General features: G+C 66.9%; 10 protein-coding genes. 4 read left to right on the forward strand and 6 right to left on the reverse strand.

All coding sequences use genetic code 11. The features are described from left to right. Nucleotides 1-155: 155 nt before the first annotated feature. Nucleotides 156-659, reverse strand: a complete 504-nt coding sequence (locus AC5L38_RS02915; protein WP_495241167.1) for a hypothetical protein — start codon at nucleotides 657-659, stop codon at nucleotides 156-158. Between AC5L38_RS02915 and AC5L38_RS02920 the strand changes: the two genes are divergently transcribed. Next, nucleotides 660-1,124 (forward strand): RICIN domain-containing protein, encoded by a 465-nt coding sequence (locus AC5L38_RS02920; RefSeq protein ID WP_495241168.1) that lies wholly within the window; start codon nucleotides 660-662, stop codon nucleotides 1,122-1,124. It begins immediately after the preceding gene. Between the two features lie 95 nt (nucleotides 1,125-1,219). Here AC5L38_RS02920 and AC5L38_RS02925 read toward each other — a convergent pair whose 3' ends face one another. The 3 genes from AC5L38_RS02925 to AC5L38_RS02935 form a co-directional block, all read right to left on the reverse strand. Further along, the gene (locus tag AC5L38_RS02925) at nucleotides 1,220-2,584 is read right to left on the reverse strand and encodes a hypothetical protein (protein ID WP_495241169.1); all 1,365 of its coding nucleotides are present in this window, start codon (nucleotides 2,582-2,584) and stop codon (nucleotides 1,220-1,222) included. Then, a complete protein-coding gene (locus AC5L38_RS02930; RefSeq protein WP_495241170.1) occupies nucleotides 2,581-3,348 on the reverse strand; it encodes an SMODS-associated NUDIX domain-containing protein in 768 nt (255 codons plus the stop codon). Before AC5L38_RS02930 ends, AC5L38_RS02925 begins: the two co-directional genes overlap by 4 nt. Before the next feature lie 175 nt (nucleotides 3,349-3,523). Then, the gene (locus AC5L38_RS02935) at nucleotides 3,524-8,176 is read right to left on the reverse strand and encodes a hypothetical protein (RefSeq protein ID WP_495241171.1); all 4,653 of its coding nucleotides are present in this window, start codon (nucleotides 8,174-8,176) and stop codon (nucleotides 3,524-3,526) included. A 178-nt stretch (nucleotides 8,177-8,354) separates the two neighbouring features. Here AC5L38_RS02935 and AC5L38_RS02940 point away from each other — a divergent pair, with 178 nt between their 5' ends. The 3 genes from AC5L38_RS02940 to AC5L38_RS02950 all read left to right on the forward strand — a co-directional run bounded on the left by AC5L38_RS02940 (nucleotide 8,355) and on the right by AC5L38_RS02950 (nucleotide 13,892). Further along, a complete protein-coding gene (locus tag AC5L38_RS02940; protein WP_495241172.1) occupies nucleotides 8,355-8,744 on the forward strand; it encodes a hypothetical protein in 390 nt (129 codons plus the stop codon). Nucleotides 8,745-8,853: 109 nt separating this feature from the next. Next, nucleotides 8,854-12,555, forward strand: a complete 3,702-nt coding sequence (locus AC5L38_RS02945; RefSeq protein WP_495241173.1) for a CHAT domain-containing protein — start codon at nucleotides 8,854-8,856, stop codon at nucleotides 12,553-12,555. A gap of 491 nt (nucleotides 12,556-13,046) precedes the next feature. Then, nucleotides 13,047-13,892, forward strand: coding sequence for a hypothetical protein (locus tag AC5L38_RS02950; RefSeq protein ID WP_495241174.1), 846 nt, complete (start codon nucleotides 13,047-13,049; stop codon nucleotides 13,890-13,892). A gap of 224 nt (nucleotides 13,893-14,116) precedes the next feature. Here AC5L38_RS02950 and AC5L38_RS02955 read toward each other — a convergent pair whose 3' ends face one another. Further along, a complete protein-coding gene (locus AC5L38_RS02955) occupies nucleotides 14,117-16,810 on the reverse strand; it encodes a tetratricopeptide repeat protein (RefSeq protein WP_495241175.1) in 2,694 nt (897 codons plus the stop codon). 51 nt (nucleotides 16,811-16,861) lie between these two features. Next, nucleotides 16,862-18,556, reverse strand: coding sequence for a CHAT domain-containing protein (locus AC5L38_RS02960; RefSeq protein ID WP_495241176.1), 1,695 nt, complete (start codon nucleotides 18,554-18,556; stop codon nucleotides 16,862-16,864). Nucleotides 18,557-18,634: the final 78 nt, after the last annotated feature.

Here is an 18,634-nt window from a genome sequence, read left to right on the forward strand (position 1 = left end):
GCGGCCGCTTCCGGGGCGGGCCAGCCCGGTTGTCCCCCGCTGGGCGCCGACAGCCTGCGGGAGACGACCGGGCGGGGGTGGAAACCCGCACAACGACCTCGACAACCTGCCCGTCCGCAATGCCGCGGGCCGGCACCTGCCGAAGGGCAATGGTTCTACAGTTCACAGACGAGCCAGGCCGTCTCCGTCACTCCCAGCGCGTTGTACGACGCGTTCGCCACCAGGGTCGGCGGTGCCGTGAAGATCCTGGTCGGCGGCTGCACGACCGGCAGCATCGCGGTCAACCTGCAACGCCTCGACACCACCAGCGACATCGTGCAGTACAACCAGGTGCGGGTGGTCGCCCACCGTATCCCCAACAACGGCGGCGGCGTGATCCAAAACCCGATCACCGTGATCACCCTGTTCTGGAACGCCGCGACGGTCAATTCGCCGAACGGCAACGCCGACGACACCTTCACCGTCACCCTGTTGCCTTCGTCGGACGGCGGCTTCCAGTCCGTCGCCGCCCAGCACTCCCAGCAGTGCCTGGACGACACCAACTTGAGCACCGCCGACGGACCCGGCAGCAGTTCTTCTGTGAGGGCGGCGACCAGTAGCCGCGGAACTTCCGCCCGGTCACCGGAGTCGCCAACACCTTCACCGCGGTCAATCAGCATTTGGGCAAGTTCCTCGACGTCAACGGCGCCTTCACTGCCGACGGGGCACCAGCCATCCAGTGGGCCTGCGCCGCTGGCTCGACGAACCAGCATTTCACGCTGCGGAAGGTGACCTGGTGCGAGCAACAACTCCCATTTACTACCGCTCGTGGCCCGGCACAGCGGCCAGTGCGCCGATGTGAGTACGATCTCCACGGCACCGCGGGCCCCGATCCACCAGTGGACCTGCAACCCCGCCGACCAGGGCAGCCCGCTCAGCCGGACGTGACGGACAGGCTCCCGGGCTGCGACCCCGGCTGGCCGGGCAGGAACGGAGAGGAGAGCGCGACGTGGTCGTCACCGCGTCCGGCAAGCCGTTCGAGCCGACCTCCTCCGTGTCGGATCGAAGCGCGGTCCAGAGTCGTCCACCCTGCCATGTGCAGCTCAAGCCCAAGCCGAACGAGGTCAGTCAGTCCCGGGGCATGACCTCGATCACACAGAGGTGACAGCTCCGCCCCGCTCAGGGCAGGGGTGTTCGCTGTCGTGCGCACGGGCAGCAGAAATCAACCAGAAGCAATCGATTAGAACGAATCAATACGGTGCACGTGCGCGACTGCCTGGAGGTATCTTTGGGCCAGTGTCGGCTGGAGGGTCAGGAGGCCGTCCAGGTCGGCGCGGTCGCGGTCCAGGGCCTCTGCGAGCAGAAGAGCTCGTCCGCGTTCGAGAGCAAGTACCGCGTCGGCTTCCTTGTCTTCTCTGGCCGCCGCCAATGCTGCGCGGGCCCCTAATTCGGTGAAGCTCATCAGCCACGTCTGTTTGTTCAGGCGACCCGCTTGCAGGCGGTAGAGCTGTTCAGCGGCTCGCCAGGCGAAGGAGAAGGCCTCGCTCGCTTCGGCCCAGGTGTGCCGCTCCAGTGCCCATGTACCCCAGTTCTGCGCGGCTGACAAAATGTCCTCCGCGTAGGCGTGCGGGTCGAGTTCACAGCATCGGCGATACAGAGCGACCGCCTCGGCGGTGTCTTCAGTGTCGTCGGGGCCGAAGCGCAGCGCGGTGGCCAGATTCGTGAGTCTGCCGGGAAGGTGGGGGGAGTCTGCGGGTGTGGACGTGACCGCCTCCCGCAGGCAGGCGGTTGCCCGGGCGTAGTCGTCCTCGGATTTCAAGACAATTGAGCGGTCCAGCAGCGCGACGCCGAGATTCATGAGGATTTTGGGGTGCAGGGGAGAGCTCTCCGACAGTTCGGCGGCGCGTTCGTAGGCGCCGATCGCCAGGAGCAGGTCGGTGATCTCGATCGCCGGTTCGTCACTCGCCTGGATGCTCTCCACGGCCAGGTGCTCGTATCTCAGGCGACGGGCGTTGCCCAGATTATTAAGGTATCCGGGGAATTCCTGGTCACCGGCTGGAGCGTTCGTCACTGCCGCCTCGGCTGCCTGAATGCCGGCATCCAGCGCCGAGGGAGTGAGCGTGCGCTCGTAGCGGTCGATCAGCAGCATCGACAGATTGGAGTAGGTCCGAGCGGTATTGGAGGAACCGGGATCGGAGTGGTCCAAAGATTCGGTGAGCAGGTTGAGTGCGGCGTCCAGGTCGTGAAGATCTCCACGCCGGTCGTAGCGGTCGGATAGAAACACCCCCAGATTGCTCAGGTAGGTGATTCGGTCCGGCGAATCGGCTGAAGTGCTCCGCAACGCCGCCCAGCCCATCTGGACCGCCTCATCCAGGTCTGGTCCGGAAGCCGTGCGCTCGTACCTGTCGGACAGGGCGACGGCCAGGTTGGACAGGTAGGCGGCCCGGAGGTGATCGTCGGCAGGCAGCGCGGCCAGTGCGGAGCGGAAGAACGCGACGGCTTCCTGGAGCAGCTCGATGTCTCCGGTGGCGGTGTACATTGCGCGTGCTTCGATGCCTTGGTCGGCCAAGGAGCGGGGCGGCTGCGGAAAGTTGGTGTCTGTCATCGGCGAGGAGGCAGGTCCTGCCGGTATCGCTGCTTGCCAAACAGGAATGCTGACTGCGGGCCGATGAGGTACTCCTGGTGACGTCCGTCGATGATGTCTTGGCTGGTTGCCAGGATCACGCCTTTTTCTTCGGGATCTTGGGCCAGGGCCATGATGTGTTGCAGTATGCGCCAGGCGCGTTCGTCGGAGGAGACGGCCTCGTGTATCTCGAACACGCGGAGCTGCCAATATTCCTTTCCAGGTATTTTACGGGGACGTTCGACGACCTTGCGGACGGGCTTGAACGTGAGGGCCTCAGTGCCGGGGGCGAGTTCGCGGTGGCCGATTTCGGTGAGTTCCTCGGCAAGTTCTCTTCGCAGGCATTCGGTCACGGACTCGCGGTCGTCGTTGGTGCCGAACCACCGCAGGAACGATGCCAGGGCTCGGGAGGGCAGGAAGCCTCGCAAGTCTGATGAGGTCGTGTTTGCGTTCGCCGAGGGGCGATCGGCGCGGAAGGAGAGGCGGTCGAGGGTGGACATCGCCTCAGGGTGAAATTTGAATACCCCGCCCGGGGGTCCGTAGGAACCAGGCGTATAGGGGGTGTGGAAGAGTACATAGCGGTCGTCTCGGCTGATGCGCAGCAATGCGCTCATCGAGACCCTGACCTTTGCTGTCGGACGCAGCGCCGTCGACCACGCCGGGAGGATATCCCGGTTGCGCCATACCAGCGCCCCGATGGCGATGAGAGCGCTGGCGAGGAGGCTGGAGACGATGCCACTGACCATTCGGGCTCCGCTTCTCGGGCTGCCTGCACAACGCACGTACTGTCAGCTTGGCATGGTGATTCGGGTCGGTGGAAGGTTGTGGTGGAAAACCGCCAGCGGGGCGATTTTGTCCTTACCTGCCTTATTCATCGCCGGACCGGTCACGGATTGGCTGCGGAGCGGGCGGGAAACCGGGTCACTCGTGCGGCGGCTCGGTGAAGAGTTCGGCCTTGTGTTCGGCGTCGCGCCGGAGCTGTGACAGCGCCATCCGGACGGTGTCGGGAAGGGGCGCGGCCTGGAGCCGGGCGGCGATCGACTGGGCCACGTCTGTCTCGCTGTCGGTGGGTGTGTTGTTCCGCCATATCTGGACGGCGTTGGTGACGATCTGCCCGAGCCGTGGGTCATCGAGGTCGCATCCCCCCAGCACCTGCCTCCACTCGCCCAGGTAAGCCAGGCCCGTCAGTCGACCGACGGCCACACTGGGATGGAATTGGGCGACCGGAAAGGTGAGGAGCATGGTTTTGACCCTGTCGGCATTGACTCGGTCGCCTCCTAGTGCCGAGATTCTTCCCAGGTAGCCGACGGCGGCGAGCACACCGGCCAGGTCGGCCTCCTCCAGATGCCCGTATCCGCTCGTGCTGATGATCGCTGTGGTCGGCTCGTCGCTCAGTTCCACGGCGAGGTCGCAGGCGTAGTGGAGTGACTCGGTGGCGCCGACGGCTGCGGCTGCCATCACATACCGCCACGCTTGCCGGCCGGAGGGCTCTGGCCGGGCAGCGAGGAATCTGGCGGTGCCACGCTCGTCGAGCCGCACATCGGGGCCCGGCCGTCCATCGACGAGGAATCCGAGGCTGGCCAGGCCGAAGATCGCCAGCTCGGCCGCCTGGTCGTCGCCGGCCAGCAGGGACAGCAGGTCGGTGACGGTACCTCTGGTTCGTGCGAAGGCCATGGACCACGGCCAGGCCTGCCGTCCGGCGACGCCACGGACTTCCAGAGCTCGGGCGGTCTGCAGAGCTAACCTCACCCCGCGCGCGCGGTCGAGGGAGAACACGCCGGTCACCAGAGCTGCCAACGGTTCGAGCCGGGCGCTGTCGGCGTTTGCGGCCAGCGTGGTGATGACCTGTTCGCTGTGATCCAGCGCTCTGGAGGCGTTGACGGCGTCGAGGTCGGCGATGGCCGCCGCGGTGATGAGCAACCTGGTGGGTGAGCTCTCGGGGGTGGTGTCCATCACGATGGAAGTCGCCCGCGTGGGAAGCAGGCGATGGGCGGCTGCCGCCGCTGCCGGCTCGTCTTCCCCGTCGATCAGGTTCGTCAGATGCGCCACTGTTTCCGGCTGGGTGAGCGCGGCCCAGGCAGACGTGACCTCGTGGGGGGAGCCTGTCTCCAGGTCGTCCAGGATCGCGGCGACGTCGTCAGCGAGATCGAACCGGAAACGGTACCGGAGCAGGAGGTCGTGGTACGGCGCGCAAGCCAGTTCGGCCAGCAGGCGCCGGCGTTCGCCGGTCAGCCGGACCTGCTCGTCATGTTTCACCGCGCCGGCGATCTCATCGTCGATGTCGAGGAGCCGGCCAGCGCATGAGGCTGTCCACCGCAGTTGGACAGCGGTGGTGGAGTCGGCTCGGAGGGCGCGCAGGGCGGTCATCGCCGCGTCGGTCGTCGGCCAGGGGTGGGCTGGGTCGATGAGTTCGGTGATCCGGGGCAGCAGGTGATGCAGGCCTGCTCGCCCGGCCAGGTCCAGTGCGGCATCGCGGACCTGTGCCGGGGTGTCGGTGGTCAGCACGGCGCGGACCGCCTGGCGGAGTGTCGTGTCGACGCGCGCCGAAGCTGGTTCGGGCGCGCGGCGAATCATCCGTTCCAACCCCTGCAAAGCGGCTACCCGAGCTGAGGCCGGTGTCGATGAGCTGGTCACCATCGAGCTCAACAACTCCCGGGTCGCTCGTCCCCCGAGGTTCGCCAGCGCGGACGCGGCGCGAACGCGCTGCTCCTGCCCTAGGTCCGGCCGTGCAATGTAGTCGCGGATGTGGGCACGCAGTTGCGGCAGCAGGGCACGGGCGGGGGTGCGGGCGGCGCGCAGGAACTCCACGGCCAGGCCCACATCATGCTGCTCGGCTTCGGTGATCAGCGCGGAGACGGTGGGGTCGTCCCCGTCGAGAGTGTTCAGCAGCAAAAGGATCGGCACGTGCCAGCGAAAGTCCCTCACCGCGTCGAGCAGTCGCGGGTGGCTGACGCGAGCGAGCGCACGAGCGGAGAAGTAGTCCTGAACCAGGGAGGAGACGAAGGTCACGGAGGCCGTTCGGCGTGTGAGCAGACCACATGCGACCAAGTCGTCGATCACGTCCGGGGCGTCGATCTCATCGGCGGCGCGGGTGAGCTGGGCGAGGACAGCGGGGAGAGCCTTGAGGGGAAGGTGCTCCGATCGCCTGCGAGTCAGTTCACAGGCGATGGCGGACAGGGCACGTTCTCTGAGCTGAGTGTCGATTCCCGGTTTTTCGAAAAGCCTGCTGACGTACCGGTTCAGTGACGCGCTGACCGAGAGGTCGGCGTCGGGTTCCTCCGCGAGGATGTGGATCAGTGGAAGCACCGCGGGAGACCACAGAGCCGGGGAAGGCCATGGGGAGATCTCCTCGCCGTCGTCCGCATGCTCGTGAACAAGCCGATCGATCATTGATCGGCCGACGTCGCCGTGGGAAGCCAGCGCCTGCTGTACGTAGGGACGGATGAGGGCGGGAGAGGGCGCAGCCAAGATGTGGACGCGGAACGGCCCGGTACCTGAAGTGGGGGCGTGGGCTCCGGTGCGGCAGGCGATGATGACGGAGCTGCGGCGTCCGTCGTTGACGGCCAGGTCACTGAGCCATTCGACGGCCTTTTCCCGCTCGCCGGCGTCGAGATGGTCCAGGTGATCGACGAGAATGCGGACCGCCCCGATGGCCAGCAGCGCGGGAACCTCCCGCACCCAGTCCGCGGGCAGTCCACAAGCCGTCCAGGCGGCACGCAGGCCGGCCGGACTCCGGACCGACGACAGGGCGGCGGCGTTCACCGCCAGGGGGAAATACGCAGGAACAAGTGGTTGACCATCCTCGACATCAGGGGGTATCGGGTGCAGGCGCATTTCCTCGAGCACGGTGGTTTTTCCCGCGAGGGCCTCGCCGAGGAGGATGACGTGTCTGTCCTGGTTGAGGAGCAGCCGGGCGTCCTGTCCCGGTGGATGGCCCCCCTCGGGGTATGCGGTCAGCGGTACGTAGTCGCCCCGAGGTCGGGGGGATGCCGGGTGCGCCGGTTGGTCCTTCAGAACACCCCTGACCAGAGCTTCACGCAGGTTGGCCAGCATCTGTTCGACCCGGGCGTCGGGAACGCCCCGACGGTCCAGTTCGGTCACCAGTTCGGCCGCGATCGTGACGGTGTCCCGGCTCTGGCTGTCCAGAATCGGAATCAGTGCCTGGGCAGCTGCTACCAGTACGGAGGTCTGCCACCTGCCGAAGACGTGCTCGCCCCGCCACATCTCCGACGCTGCCCCGCCGGCCGCGATGATGGCGCTCATCCCCTCGGCGGTGTGTCCGCGTTCGCCCCACTTGAAGGTGCGGTTCACAGCGATCACGAGCTGTGCGAAGTATTCGCGCCACCAGGTGGGCCCCGCCTGGGACGGGTAGACGTGACAGCTCTGAACGCGGACGGCCCACAGCAGGCGAAACGATGTCTCCAGATCAGGGGCGGTCTCCTGGATGACCTTGACGATGGCCGCTTCGACGGCGGCAGCGCGTTGTTCGCGGCTCGGGGACGCGGACGCCTCCAGGGCGCGGCTGGCCAGAGCGAGCAGCCGCTGCAGTGAAAGCATCTGACCGAAGCCGTGCCGACCGGCCAGCACGTCGCGGAGCAGTCCTGTTTCCAGCCAGGCGTAGTCGCTCAGCAGCGGCTGTTCGGCGGCGGTCTTGTCGAAGTCGATCAGGAAGGGCCGGTCGCCGCAAACCACGATGTTGCGAGGGTTGAGGTCGCCGTGGACCAGCGAGACAGCCCGATCCTGCTCTTCTCGAGTGAGGATGTCGAGAAGACAGCCGAACGGCAGGAAGGTCTGCTCGATGCCCCAGAAGAGGAGTGCCCCTTCACGTCGCAGGTCCCGGCACAGCCCGGACATCAACGACCAGCCGGCGCCGGCGAAGGTCTCGCGCACCCTGCCGGAGACCTCTGTGACGTTGTCCGGAACCGGCGCACCGGCCGCTGTCACCCTGATCTTGAGCCCGTAGTACTCGCCCCGGTGGCCGTCCTGGCCGGGGGTCAAGGTCAGGGGGAGGCGGAGGCGGCCGAGCTCGCTCTCGGGGGGAAGGGACAGGCAGGCGGCCAGCAGAGAGTCGGAGTCGACGTAAGGGCCGTCGCCGTCGTCGGGTTCCAAGGTGAGCACGCAGCCGAGCGTTTCGGCTTGGCGGCGTAACGAGTCCGGCCCGAGGTGCGGTTTGGCGCCGCTGTACAGCACGGAGGCCGCTGTTTGGCCGAACCGGCCGATGACGCCGACCAGCCGGTCGATGGTGTCCTGGTGGTCCTGGCGGGCCAGGTCTTCGAGAGTCATGAGGGATTGGCGAGGGGTGCCGGAGAAGGACGCGACGTGCCCGTATACGATCAGTTCCCGTTGGCCGCGGATGCGCCTGGTCTCATCGAGCACCGCGGGCGTGGCCAGTTCGACCGGCGCGCACAGGGCGTTTGACTTTCCGCCGAAGTGCTCGTTGTAGGCATCCCACTCCCGCGCCAGCTTCTTGGCGGGGCCGAGCTTGGCGACATAGCGCCAGTGTCCCTTGTCCCAGTAGGCGGTGATCTCGAAGACGTCGGCGCCGCCTCGCCCACCCGCGAGCACGCTGTCCACGACGACCCGATCGGGTAGTCGCACCCAGCGGCTGGCACCCTCGGGTGCGGCGACCAGCCGGCACAGCGCGTCCCGCACTCCCATGGGAGCGCCGTCACCGATTGAGATCCGTGGAATCGGCATATTTCCTCCGCTCTCTATCGCCTACAGTCAGTATGCATACACAGGGGGTGCCGCGATGCTGCAAGAACTACCCGAGCTGCCCTCCTCCTGGGCGGACATCTGCGCGCTCAAGCGACGGCTGAGGCAGTTGGCCAAGGAAACGGGGCATCTTGCGCTGTGGCAGAACCTCGACAGCCTCGCGAAAACGGGCGACGACACGTTCGACGAGTGGCTGCGCCTGTGCGAGAAGATCGCTGAAGACGGGGAGTGGTACGGCTCCTACATCATCCGGGACGGCTCGGCCGAGGACGACGGTGATGGCGAGCAGCTGTACGGATGCCCCAACCAGCGGCGCTGCGAGCGGATCATGACTGCAGGACCTCGTGGGCGGCCGTTTTGCGAGCTGTCGGGCGAGCCGATGGCGCAAGTCCCGCACCCCGATACGGGAGGACGTGTCCGCGGGTGAACCGGAGGAAATTTCGCGGGCACGGCTGAGGAAAGGGACAAGCACTCGGGCGCCCGGGCGCAGAAGTGCTCGCCCCCCTCACCCCGGCCCCCCGACCAAGGTGGATGCGATGCCCGACTCTCACCGGGAACGTCTGCTCATCGACCGGGCCAGGATCGTCGCGCACCTGGAGACTCTGCAGGTCGGTGACCGGACCCGGCCGCAGTGGCTGAACAACCTCGGCAACCTTTCCCTGGCGCTCTACGACTGCACCGGTGATCTCGAGTACATCCAGGCGGCACTCGACTGGCACACCACCGCCTGGACGCAGTGCGCGGGCGACGACCCGGGACGTGCGGGGTTCGCCGCCAATCTGGCCACCAGCCACCTGCAGCGGTTCCGCGCACGCGGTGACTTGCGTGACCTTGAGGCCGCCAGGGAACACATCGAGTCGGCAGTGGCGATCACGCCAAGCGGGCACGAGCAGCTTCCAGGACGGCTGCACACGCTCGGCAACGTGCTGGAGGTCCTGTTCCGTCGTGACGGTGACCTCGCGGATCTGGAGGAAGCCATACGAGCCCGGCATCGGGCGCTGGCGGCTGTTCCCGACGGTACCCGCGCACGTTCGGTGTTCCTCACCGGTGCGGGCAATACGGTCAAACTCCGCTACGAAACCCACCTGGATCCCGCCGATCTGGATGCCGCCCTGGCATTTCACGAACAAGCCCTGGCCGCGGCGCCGTCGGACGCCGTCCGCGCCGCCGCACAAAGCAATCTGTCCAACTGCTACGTCGACAAGTTCCAGATCGCGGGAGATCCGGCCGACCTGGCCGCCGCGCTCGACCTCGCCGAGGGGGCACTTGCCCTCACCGTGGAGAATGACCCGCAACGGCCGGGACGCGCGAGCAACCTGGCGTTCATGCTCCGCTCCCGCTACGACCACGACGGCGATCCTGCGGATCTGGACAGGGCGATCGCGCTCGCCGAGGACGCCTTGGCAGGGTGCCGCGCCGGTTCGCCTGGCCGGGCCGCCCTTATGGGCAATCTGGGAGCCGCCCTGCACACCCGCTTCCGGCATCGTGGCAGCGGCGCCGATCTTGAGACCGCCGTGGTCTTTCTTCGTCAAGCGGTGACCGCTTCCGACGTCTCCGGTGCTGATCTTGCCCGTTGGAAGAACAACCTCGGCAACGTGCTGAGCAGCATGTTCCTGCGCACATTCGACATGCGCGACCTAGATGAGGCGATCGAGAGTCTGGGCGGCGCCGTGGCGCTGACGCCCGGCCCGCATCCCCAGCGGGCGGCAAGATTGCATAACTTGGCCGGGGCGCTGCACCGCAGGGTGGCCTATCGCGGTTCCGTCGCAGATCTGAATGAGGCCATCACCTGTTATTCCGCCGCTGTCCAGGCCGCTTCGGCCGGTCATCGGCTCTCCGCCGCCGCCAACGCGGGACTTGGCACCGCGCTCGGTCTGCGTTTCGCCCTGCAGGGCAGCGGAGACGACCTCGATGCGGCCGTCCACCGGCTCAGACTGGCGTTGCGTTTCGTAGGGGCCTTCGACCCTGATCGCCCCACCTGGCTGGTCAACCTGGCCGACCAATTGATCAGACGTTTTCAGCACACCCAGGACCGGGACGCGCTCGATGAGGCGATCGAGGTGCTGGCTCAGGCCACGAAGGCCACTGAGCCTGGGCACCCGTACTTGTCGCTGCGGCTGGAAACCCATGGGCGGGCGCTGGCGATGCGCTTTGAGGCGTTCGCCGACATCGTGGACGCCGACGCGGCGGTGCGGCGGTGTGAGCAGGCGGTGGAGGCCGCTCTCGATCCGGTGGACCGCGGCACCGCTCTCCAGGTACTGGGGGAGGTCCTGCAAGCCCGCTATGTGTATGCCGCAGGCCCTGAAGACCTGGATCGGGCCGGTGAGGCGCTGAAAGAAGCGGAACGTATCCTCCCGGCCACCCATCCTGATCACCCGATCATTCGGCGCAGCCTGGCTCTATGGGTACGCTTCCGCGCGGCCCGTGACCACGATCGGCATGCGGCGGATGAGGCGGTGGATCTGCTCGAGGGCCTGGCCCGGCGCTCGTCTCGTCCGGGACGGCCGGACCCGGTGACACTGATGGAACTCGCGACGGCCTACCGCGTCCGCTCCGAGCTACCCGGAGATCCCCAGCGGCGGCGAAAGGACCGGTGGCTGGCCCGGCGGACCGGCCAGGAGGCACTCCATGCCTGCGCCGAGGAGGTCCTGCTGCAGTCGGGAACCGCCGATGGCCTGGCCGTTGCCCGCCGGACGGCCCGGCGCGGCACGGCCGTCATCTCCTGGTGCCTGCTCGACGACGCGGTCACCGAAGCGGTGGAGGCGATCGAGTCGGCACGCGGGCTTGTCCACCGAGCCGTGATGTTCACCGGATCCACCGGACAACGTCTGCGTGCGGCCGGACACGATGATCTGGCGGCGCGGTGGGAGGCGGAACAGGCTCTGGCCATCCAAAGCCGCGGGGTCGCGCGCGGCGGGACAGCGCCGGCTCCGCCGGATACCCCGATCATGTCGAGCCGATTGCGCGGCGAGGTCATCGGCGTGCTCGCGAACCGCGCGGAGGGCGGGGAGGGCGTCGGTCATGGTCTGGGGACCACGTTTTCGCTGGACACGGTGCCGGCGGCCCTGGCCGAGACACGCACCGATGCCCTGGTTCATCTTCTGCCCGGTACGGCTAAACAGCCCGGGTATGCGGTGCTGACGCCACTCCGAGGCCCGTCGCGGCGGCTGGTCCTGGATGACTTCCGCGCGGTCCCGGGCGGTCACCTGTCGATGTTCGTGGACGCCTACAACCGGCTCCTGGTGGCGACCGCTCGGGAGATGAGCGGTCACGATGACGACGAAGATTCGCACCGGGAGCGGCGGCAACTGACCGACGCGTGGATCGCCGCCCTGCACGAGCTGTGTGACTGGGGGTGGGAGGCCGTGATGGCGCCGGTCCTCGCGGCGGTCGGTGACCTGCCCTCAGCTTGCGCAGGGACGCCTCTGCGCCTTGTCCTGGTCCCCGCCGGGCATGCCGCGCTGGTGCCCTGGCACGCCGCCCGGACCCGTACCAATGGGGGAGGGCACCGGTACGCGGTGGAGGAAGCGTTCATCAGTTACGCCGCCTCGGCGCAGCTGTATTGCGAAACCACCCGACGGGGACGGCTGCCGATGGACGGCCGTGCCCTCATCGTCGGAAACCCCACCTTCAACCTGCGGTACGCCGAAGCCGAGGCGCGGCAGATCCATCGGCGCTGCTACCCGGCCGGCCAGTTCATCGGCCCCCCTCGTGCTGGTGAGCAACTCCGTGTGACGGCCGAACTAGTGGTGTCCCAGTTGTCTGGCGCGACCGCCTTTCCCGTCATCCATCTGGCCTCTCACGGCTACGCCGCAGCCGACCCCGCGCGTTCCCGGCTGGCGTTGACGGGCGGCCGGTCGTTGACCATCGAACAACTTCTCGCGCACGGACGCGGGATCGGAGACAGGGCCGCCGGGCCGCTGGTCGTGCTTTCGGCATGCGCATCGGGAATGAGTAACGACGACTTCGACGAGATGATGACGCTCACCACCGCTTTCCTTATCGCGGGAGCCTCGGCCGCCGTCGGCTCACTGTGGATCGTGGACGACCGCACCACCGCCGACCTCATGACCACCTTCCACCAGTTGCTGACCTCGGATCTTCCGGATCCGGTGGATGCGCTGCGTGCCGCACAGATCGAGATGATTCAGGCCGGTCGTCAAGCCTCGCCGGCCCCGGGCCGCCGTTCGCCGGCGGATCCGTACTGCTGGGCCGCTTTCACCCATCAGGGGAACTGACCTGGCGAACGAGCTGATGGACCGGTGAATGGACGTTAACGCCGCTCGGTGATCGAAACGATCGCCGCTACCGCGATCCCGGACGCAAGCGGATCGACGACCGCAAAGCACTGTGCGGGATCTTGTCTGTGCTCTACACCGCGATTCCGCAGGAGTTCTTGTCCCAGGCACTGGGGTTCGGCTCGAAGATGGCCTGCTGGAGACGACCGCGCGATTAGCGCCGGGCCAATGTTCCGCCACGACATCCACGAAGCTTTCACGGTCCTGGCCTTCGCCATCATCTGCTGGGCCGCCTCAACCGCCGATCGCATTCTGGTAAGAGTTCAAGCGCGTCTATATGGCGATTATGAGTCTGGACCTGACCGGCAAGGATCGCAAATGGCTGCCGAACCGATAGATGTTGTGTAACCGCTCGCGGGCCATGTCAACGCGACTGCAGTGAGGAACGTCGTACTTACTCTCAGCGTCGGAGTGCGAGGAGCGTCGCGGATATGGTGAGCGGCAGTGTTGGGCGGGGTCGGGCGATCGTCGCCGTGGTGCTTACGGTGTTCGCGTTGGCCGGCGTCGCAATGGTGGTCGGTCTGGAGACGATGAGCTGGATCGCCGCGGGCGCCGGCTTGGTGGTCGCCGTGATCGCCCTGTTCGTGAGCAGCACCAGTGCAGCCGATAGCACCGGCGTCGGCGGGGATGGCGGGGAGCGGCGTGGGCGTCTGGCGCTGAACCGCGCGCAAAAGACCGCGCTGGTCGTCGGTCTGGCGGTCATCGTCGGGGCGACAACGCTTGTGAAGGTCATCGTCCCTACGGCTGTCGGGTCGGAGCCGGGGTCATGCCCGGGACCATCTGGCCCCGTCATCAAGGCACCGGTCTTTTCCAACCGTCTGGCGGCCTATCCCGACCTGGCTGTCAAGTCCTTCACCTACAGCCTCGTCTACGGTGTCGGGAGCACCATGGAGCTGGAACCGACTGGTCAGATCACCGGGCCGGTACCGGCCGATCACCTGCTCTATCCGTTCGGCTGGGCCGATCCGGCCTCCCGCGACAGTACCTCTGAACGCAACCCCGGATCTGGACGCTACTTATGGGGGCACACCCGGCAGATCTTCCCCGACGAGATCGGATGCTGGGCCCAACCGAGCCGCTCTTACGGTGGTTACTCCGGCGCCCGGGGCATGACCTTCCGGATGTACTTCGGTCTCGTGCCACACGCCCAGCTGCACTGCCTGCAAGGGTTGGTCACGACCGAAGTCGGCCGCGAGCACGGCCAGAGCCTGGACGAGCTGACTGGGTGCGGCGTGGTTCTGCTGGGTTATGCCCTCATCCCCACTCAACCCGAATAGTGAGACCTCTTCAAAGAAGAGGCTAGGTTTGGCGAGGGGAGCATTTCTGGGTCATGACCGGCGCACGAAACATGCGCGGCGCCGGGGTCCGCCACGGTGTTATCTGTAACCGCACGTCAGCAATTCGGCGAAGGCCGGTGGCCACGCCAGTTAGACGCGCCAGCCGACCCACCTCTCCCGCCATCGCTACAGAGAGAGCTCAAAGCGCAGCGAAATTTATTCTTTTAGGCGCTCTGAAGGGTGGGGGGTGCGGCATGCTCTGAGAGGATCGCGATCTTGCTTGACGCGGCTGCGAAACGAGCCACAAGACCGGGGCGCAGAGGGGACAGCGGCTCGAGCCGGTGGCGCTGGAGGGCCTCATCAAGAAGGGCCGCGCGTCCGCTGTCGAGCGCCAGGACCGCTCGGGCCAGATCACCCAGCATGACCTTGGCGGCCGCGGCCTCGGCGGTTAGCTGCCCGGCGACGCGCAGCCAATTCTCCTTGTGCGTGCGCAACAGCTGACTGGCGAAAACCTTCCGCAACGCGGCCAACGCGTGGTCGTAGGCTTCGACGGCCTCGGGCGCCGCTTGCCGGGCCATTGCCCACCTACCCCAGTTCCGCGCCGCTTCCAAAGCCCACAGCGCGTCCGTCAGCGCGCCTTCCCGGCAGGCGGTGCGGAACGCCTCGATGGCCGCGTGGAGATCGGTGCGGGCGCCGGATCGGCGGTGACGGTCGCGCAGGAAACAGCCGGCGCTGTTGAGGTACACCGGTCGTGACGGCGAGGTGGGGGCCAGCTGGTTCAGCGCTGATTGGATGAGGTCGACAGCGTGATCGAGATCGGTGGCGGCATGGTCGCGCCGCCAGCGGAACCAGAATGCTCCCGCGAGGTTGGCGGTGACACGGGCCCGGTCGGAGGCTCGCGCGGGCATCACGTCCAGGGCTTCGGCGTAGGTGTCCAGGGCGCGATCGAGGTCGTCTGGCGCTTGGGTTCGCTCATAGCGGTTAACGAGCGCATTGGCGAGGTTGTCCAGGTAGACGGGCCGGTCAGGGGCGGTCGGAGGTGTTCGCCGTACGAGGCTGTCGAAGGCCGATAGTGCGGCTTCGAGATCGGTGATCTGGTCCAGGTGCCGGTAGCGGACGCGGAGCGCGTCACCCCAATCGTTGACGACACCGGCCTGATAGGGGGATTGAGGAGGCGTCATCTGGACGGCTTCGGCCAGGTGGTCCACGGCCTCGTCGAGGTCGGCCGTGACTCCACTGCGATCGAAGCGGGACAACAGTGCGACGGCGAGTCCTTGGAAGGCGTCTCGGCGCATCGAGGAGGTGCCGCTCATGTGTGCCAGCGCGACGAGCTGTACACGACGGACGGCGATGGCCTCTTCCAGGTCGCGCAGGTCACCGGTGAGGTTGTATCGATCGTTCAGTGCTTCGGCCAGGTTGCCCAGATAGCGTCCCTGTCGAGGCCCTGTTCCGTGCCCGTGTCTGGTCGCGGTGAGCTCTCTGAAGCGTTGCACGGCCTCGGTCAGCTCCTCCAGCCTGGGGCCGCTCATCCTGCTGTGGCGCAGTCGCGCGAGCGCGTGATTGTTGCGGTTATCTGGGGTGGGCGACAGACCGGGAGCGTGGATGGCGGCGCTGTCGAAAAGGGCTTGCGCGCGTTCGAGGTCTTGGTCGTCCCCATCGATCTGCCAGCGCTCGATGAGCGCGATCGCCAGATTGCCCCGCTGGTCGGCGCCGGCGGGCGATTGCGGTGCGGCAGCGGCCACGGCGAACTCAAGCAATTCGATCGCCTGGTCGAGTGCGTGACGCGATCCGTCTACCCCGAACCGCTCCATCAGGCAGAGGGCCAGCGTCGCCGTGTCTGTGGAGCCGACGGTGGACGGCTTGTGCCCGGCCTGGAAAGCGCGTTCTCCCGCTTGTATCGCCAGGTCGAGATCATGCGGGTCGCCGGAGCGTTCGTACTGTGCCAGCAGAGCGTTCGCGTGCCCGGTACGCGCGTGTTGAGAAAGGCCCCCGCGGTCATAGAGACGTAGAGCTCGGGTGAGATCTTCGGGGTCACCGTGTTCTTCGTAGCGGGTCGTCAGGGCTTGAGCCAGGATATGCGTCTGCCGACCACGGTCGGCGGCGGTCGAAGGACTGCGCGCGAGGGCCTGTTCGGCCAAGGCGACCGCCTCGATCAAATCGGAGAGGTCGCCAAGGCGCCCGTGCCGCGTAAGCAGGGAGCCGGACAGGTTGGCCAGGCGCAGCGGCAGGTCAGGAGATTGTTTCTCAGTGGCGTCGATCGCCTGCCGATAGGCGTGGATCGCCTCGGTCATGTGTTCGGCCTCGCCGGTGAGGTCGAAAAGTTCCTGAAGGGCGGTGCCCAGGTTCGTTAGATGCAGGGGGCGATTGGAGTCCTGGGGACGACCGTCGCTGACCGCCTGGCGATGGGCGGCCAGCGAAGCCTCCAGATCGGCGGTGCCACGGCTGATGAGGTAGCGCTCGAAGCGAACCAGCCCGAGATTGTCCAGGACAGTCGGGAGGAGATCGTCATCGTCGAAGGCGAGTTCGGCGGCGCGGGCGAGGACCTCACCGGCCTCCTCGAGCAGCGGTTGCGCGTCGGTGTGGGCGTAGAACGTCCGCAGACAGTTGCCTAGGTTGTTGAGAACGTACGGATCGCCTTGCCGTGCGGCGAGGTCCGCCTGCCGATAAACGCGTAGAGCGTAGTCCAGGTCATCGATGTCGCCGAGGACATTGAAACGGTCGAGCAGCGCGTCGCCGAGTTCACACATTGGATCGGGGGCGGTGGGAGCAAGGGGGACGACCTGCTCCCACAGCCGCACCGCCAACTCGGCTGCCTCGACAGCGCCGGTCGCAGCGAATTCCTCTCGGGCCGTATCGGCGCGCCGGATGAGATCTCGCAGGTCCGGCTCGATCGAATCGTCGTCGTCGAACACCGTCATGTCCTCGTCTTTCCACCGGGATTCCCGTCGATGATCCGTTCCCCTGATTGCTCATCCGATCGGGGCATCTGTTCGATCAACGCCGGCGACCGTGACGGTCGGGGAGCCGTAGATGCTGTAGGCAAGCCATGTCGGATCACCGGCCTCGTCCATGATGTCCAGTCGCGCCGCCAGCGTTGCCTGCCCCAACGGCTTGCCGCACTGGTAGAAGTGCTTGTAGAAGCGGTCGGCAAAGCGGGCCGCCGACGTCGTCCGCACCCCCCACAGCGATCCGATGAAAGCGCCAGCGCCGATCCGCAGGAACTTGTCGGCCCATCCGGTGTTGGCGCGGATGGTCGGCACCTGCCCCGCTGTACGGCACCCGTTGAGGAAGACCAGCGGGTTGCTCCGCCAGGGGCGGCGACGCGCAGCGGGCTCCAGGTCCACGGGCCGCAGTTCGCCGCCGTGTAGCTGTATGGCCGGGCCATGGAGAGCGGAGTGCTCGTGGTGTCCGGCCAGGTGCAGGATTCCGGCGAGATCGTTCTCGACGAGGGCGTACAGATCTTCGAGGTCCTCGATCACTGAATCGCCGCTGATGGTCGAGAACCTGTTTCGGATCGCCGTCATTTCAGCCGAAAAGGCATCAGCGTGTCCCGGAAGATCGAGTTGCGGTGGCGGCGCGACGCAGACCAGACGGTTCACCGCCAGCCTCCGTACCCGCTGGTGCCCGTACGTCCAGCGCACGATCGGCACCGTCTCGGCGAGGAACCCGTTTTCCCGGTCGCCGTCCACGGGGTAGAGCAGCTCCCACGGGATGATGTCCATTTCACTGACGATGGTGAGAGAGCTGATCCGGCCGGCTTGTGCCCAGAACTGCTCACGCACCTTCTCGGGCACGATGCCCCACAGTTCGGCGCCCATGCCTCGAAGCCGGCGGCGGATCAAGGAGGGGGAATCCTGGGAGGCGTCGCCGGCCGCCATGCGTGTCAGCTCTTCGGCCATGCGTTCGACGATCTGCGATGGATCCGCGGCCAATCGGCTCACCGACTCGGGAGCGTTCATGACCTCGCCGAAGAATTGAAATCGGTATCCGTCGTGGTCGTGCTGAACGTGAAGGATGACCTCTCCGGCATCGGAGGAAATCGAGGAGAGGGCTGTCGACCGCACCATCGGTTCCTGGCCGGAGCCGGTGGTCTGGGCTGTGAGCTGGACGGCCGTTTCGCCAAGGAGCGTGCCGTTCCGGAAGACGCGCACGATCACCTTGTGCAAACCCGGGGTTCGGGCGGTCAGGCCGAACCGTACCGGATCTGAGTCACGGTCGGCGGGAACGGTCAGCTCGGCCTCCATGTCGCCCACGACGGCGAGGGTGGGAGCCCACAGGGAGATCACGACCCTAGCTCCTTCCGGCGGGACGTCGAAAGGCCGCAGCGCGGCCCCGCCGCCGGAGCCCGGCCGGGTGATCCGGACGAACAAGGGCATACGCTGCCCTATGGCCGCGGTCTCCGGCACCGACGCCTCCAGGAACCGGACCAGCCGCGCGGTACGGTAGCCCTCCTCCTCCTGGACCTGAGCGCGTAGCCACGTACGGGTCTGCTCGTGACGAGTGAGGATGTTGCGCAGTCTCTGCTTGGCGGCGGGGCCGCTGGGCATGCCGAGAGCCCGGTCGAGATCGTGGATGAAGGCCGCGGCTGTGCTGGAGTCGCCGATCAGCGCCTGTGCCAGCGGCCGGATCCGCTCGGCCAGCAGCCGCCACTCCTGCTCGTTCATGGATGCGCGCACCGCGGGAACCTCACAGACTCATGCGCTGGCTCAAGGGTCGGCTCAAGGGCCGACGCGGGCTGTGGG

It is taken from the genome of Streptosporangium nanhuense, assembly GCF_059358815.1.

What these genes read in the sequence shown, in the direction of transcription:
- AC5L38_RS02915 (WP_495241167.1), bottom strand. Translation starts at nt 659, where the DNA reads ATGCTGATTGACCGCGGTGAAGGTGTTGGCGACTCCGGTGACCGGGCG.
- AC5L38_RS02940 (WP_495241172.1), top strand. Translation starts at nt 8,355, where the DNA reads ATGCTGCAAGAACTACCCGAGCTGCCCTCCTCCTGGGCGGACATCTGC.
- AC5L38_RS02930 (WP_495241170.1), bottom strand. Translation starts at nt 3,348, where the DNA reads ATGGTCAGTGGCATCGTCTCCAGCCTCCTCGCCAGCGCTCTCATCGCC.
- AC5L38_RS02945 (WP_495241173.1), top strand. Translation starts at nt 8,854, where the DNA reads ATGCCCGACTCTCACCGGGAACGTCTGCTCATCGACCGGGCCAGGATC.
- AC5L38_RS02955 (WP_495241175.1), bottom strand. Translation starts at nt 16,810, where the DNA reads ATGACGGTGTTCGACGACGACGATTCGATCGAGCCGGACCTGCGAGAT.
- AC5L38_RS02925 (WP_495241169.1), bottom strand. Translation starts at nt 2,584, where the DNA reads ATGACAGACACCAACTTTCCGCAGCCGCCCCGCTCCTTGGCCGACCAA.
- AC5L38_RS02950 (WP_495241174.1), top strand. Translation starts at nt 13,047, where the DNA reads ATGGTGAGCGGCAGTGTTGGGCGGGGTCGGGCGATCGTCGCCGTGGTG.
- AC5L38_RS02960 (WP_495241176.1), bottom strand. Translation starts at nt 18,556, where the DNA reads ATGAACGAGCAGGAGTGGCGGCTGCTGGCCGAGCGGATCCGGCCGCTG.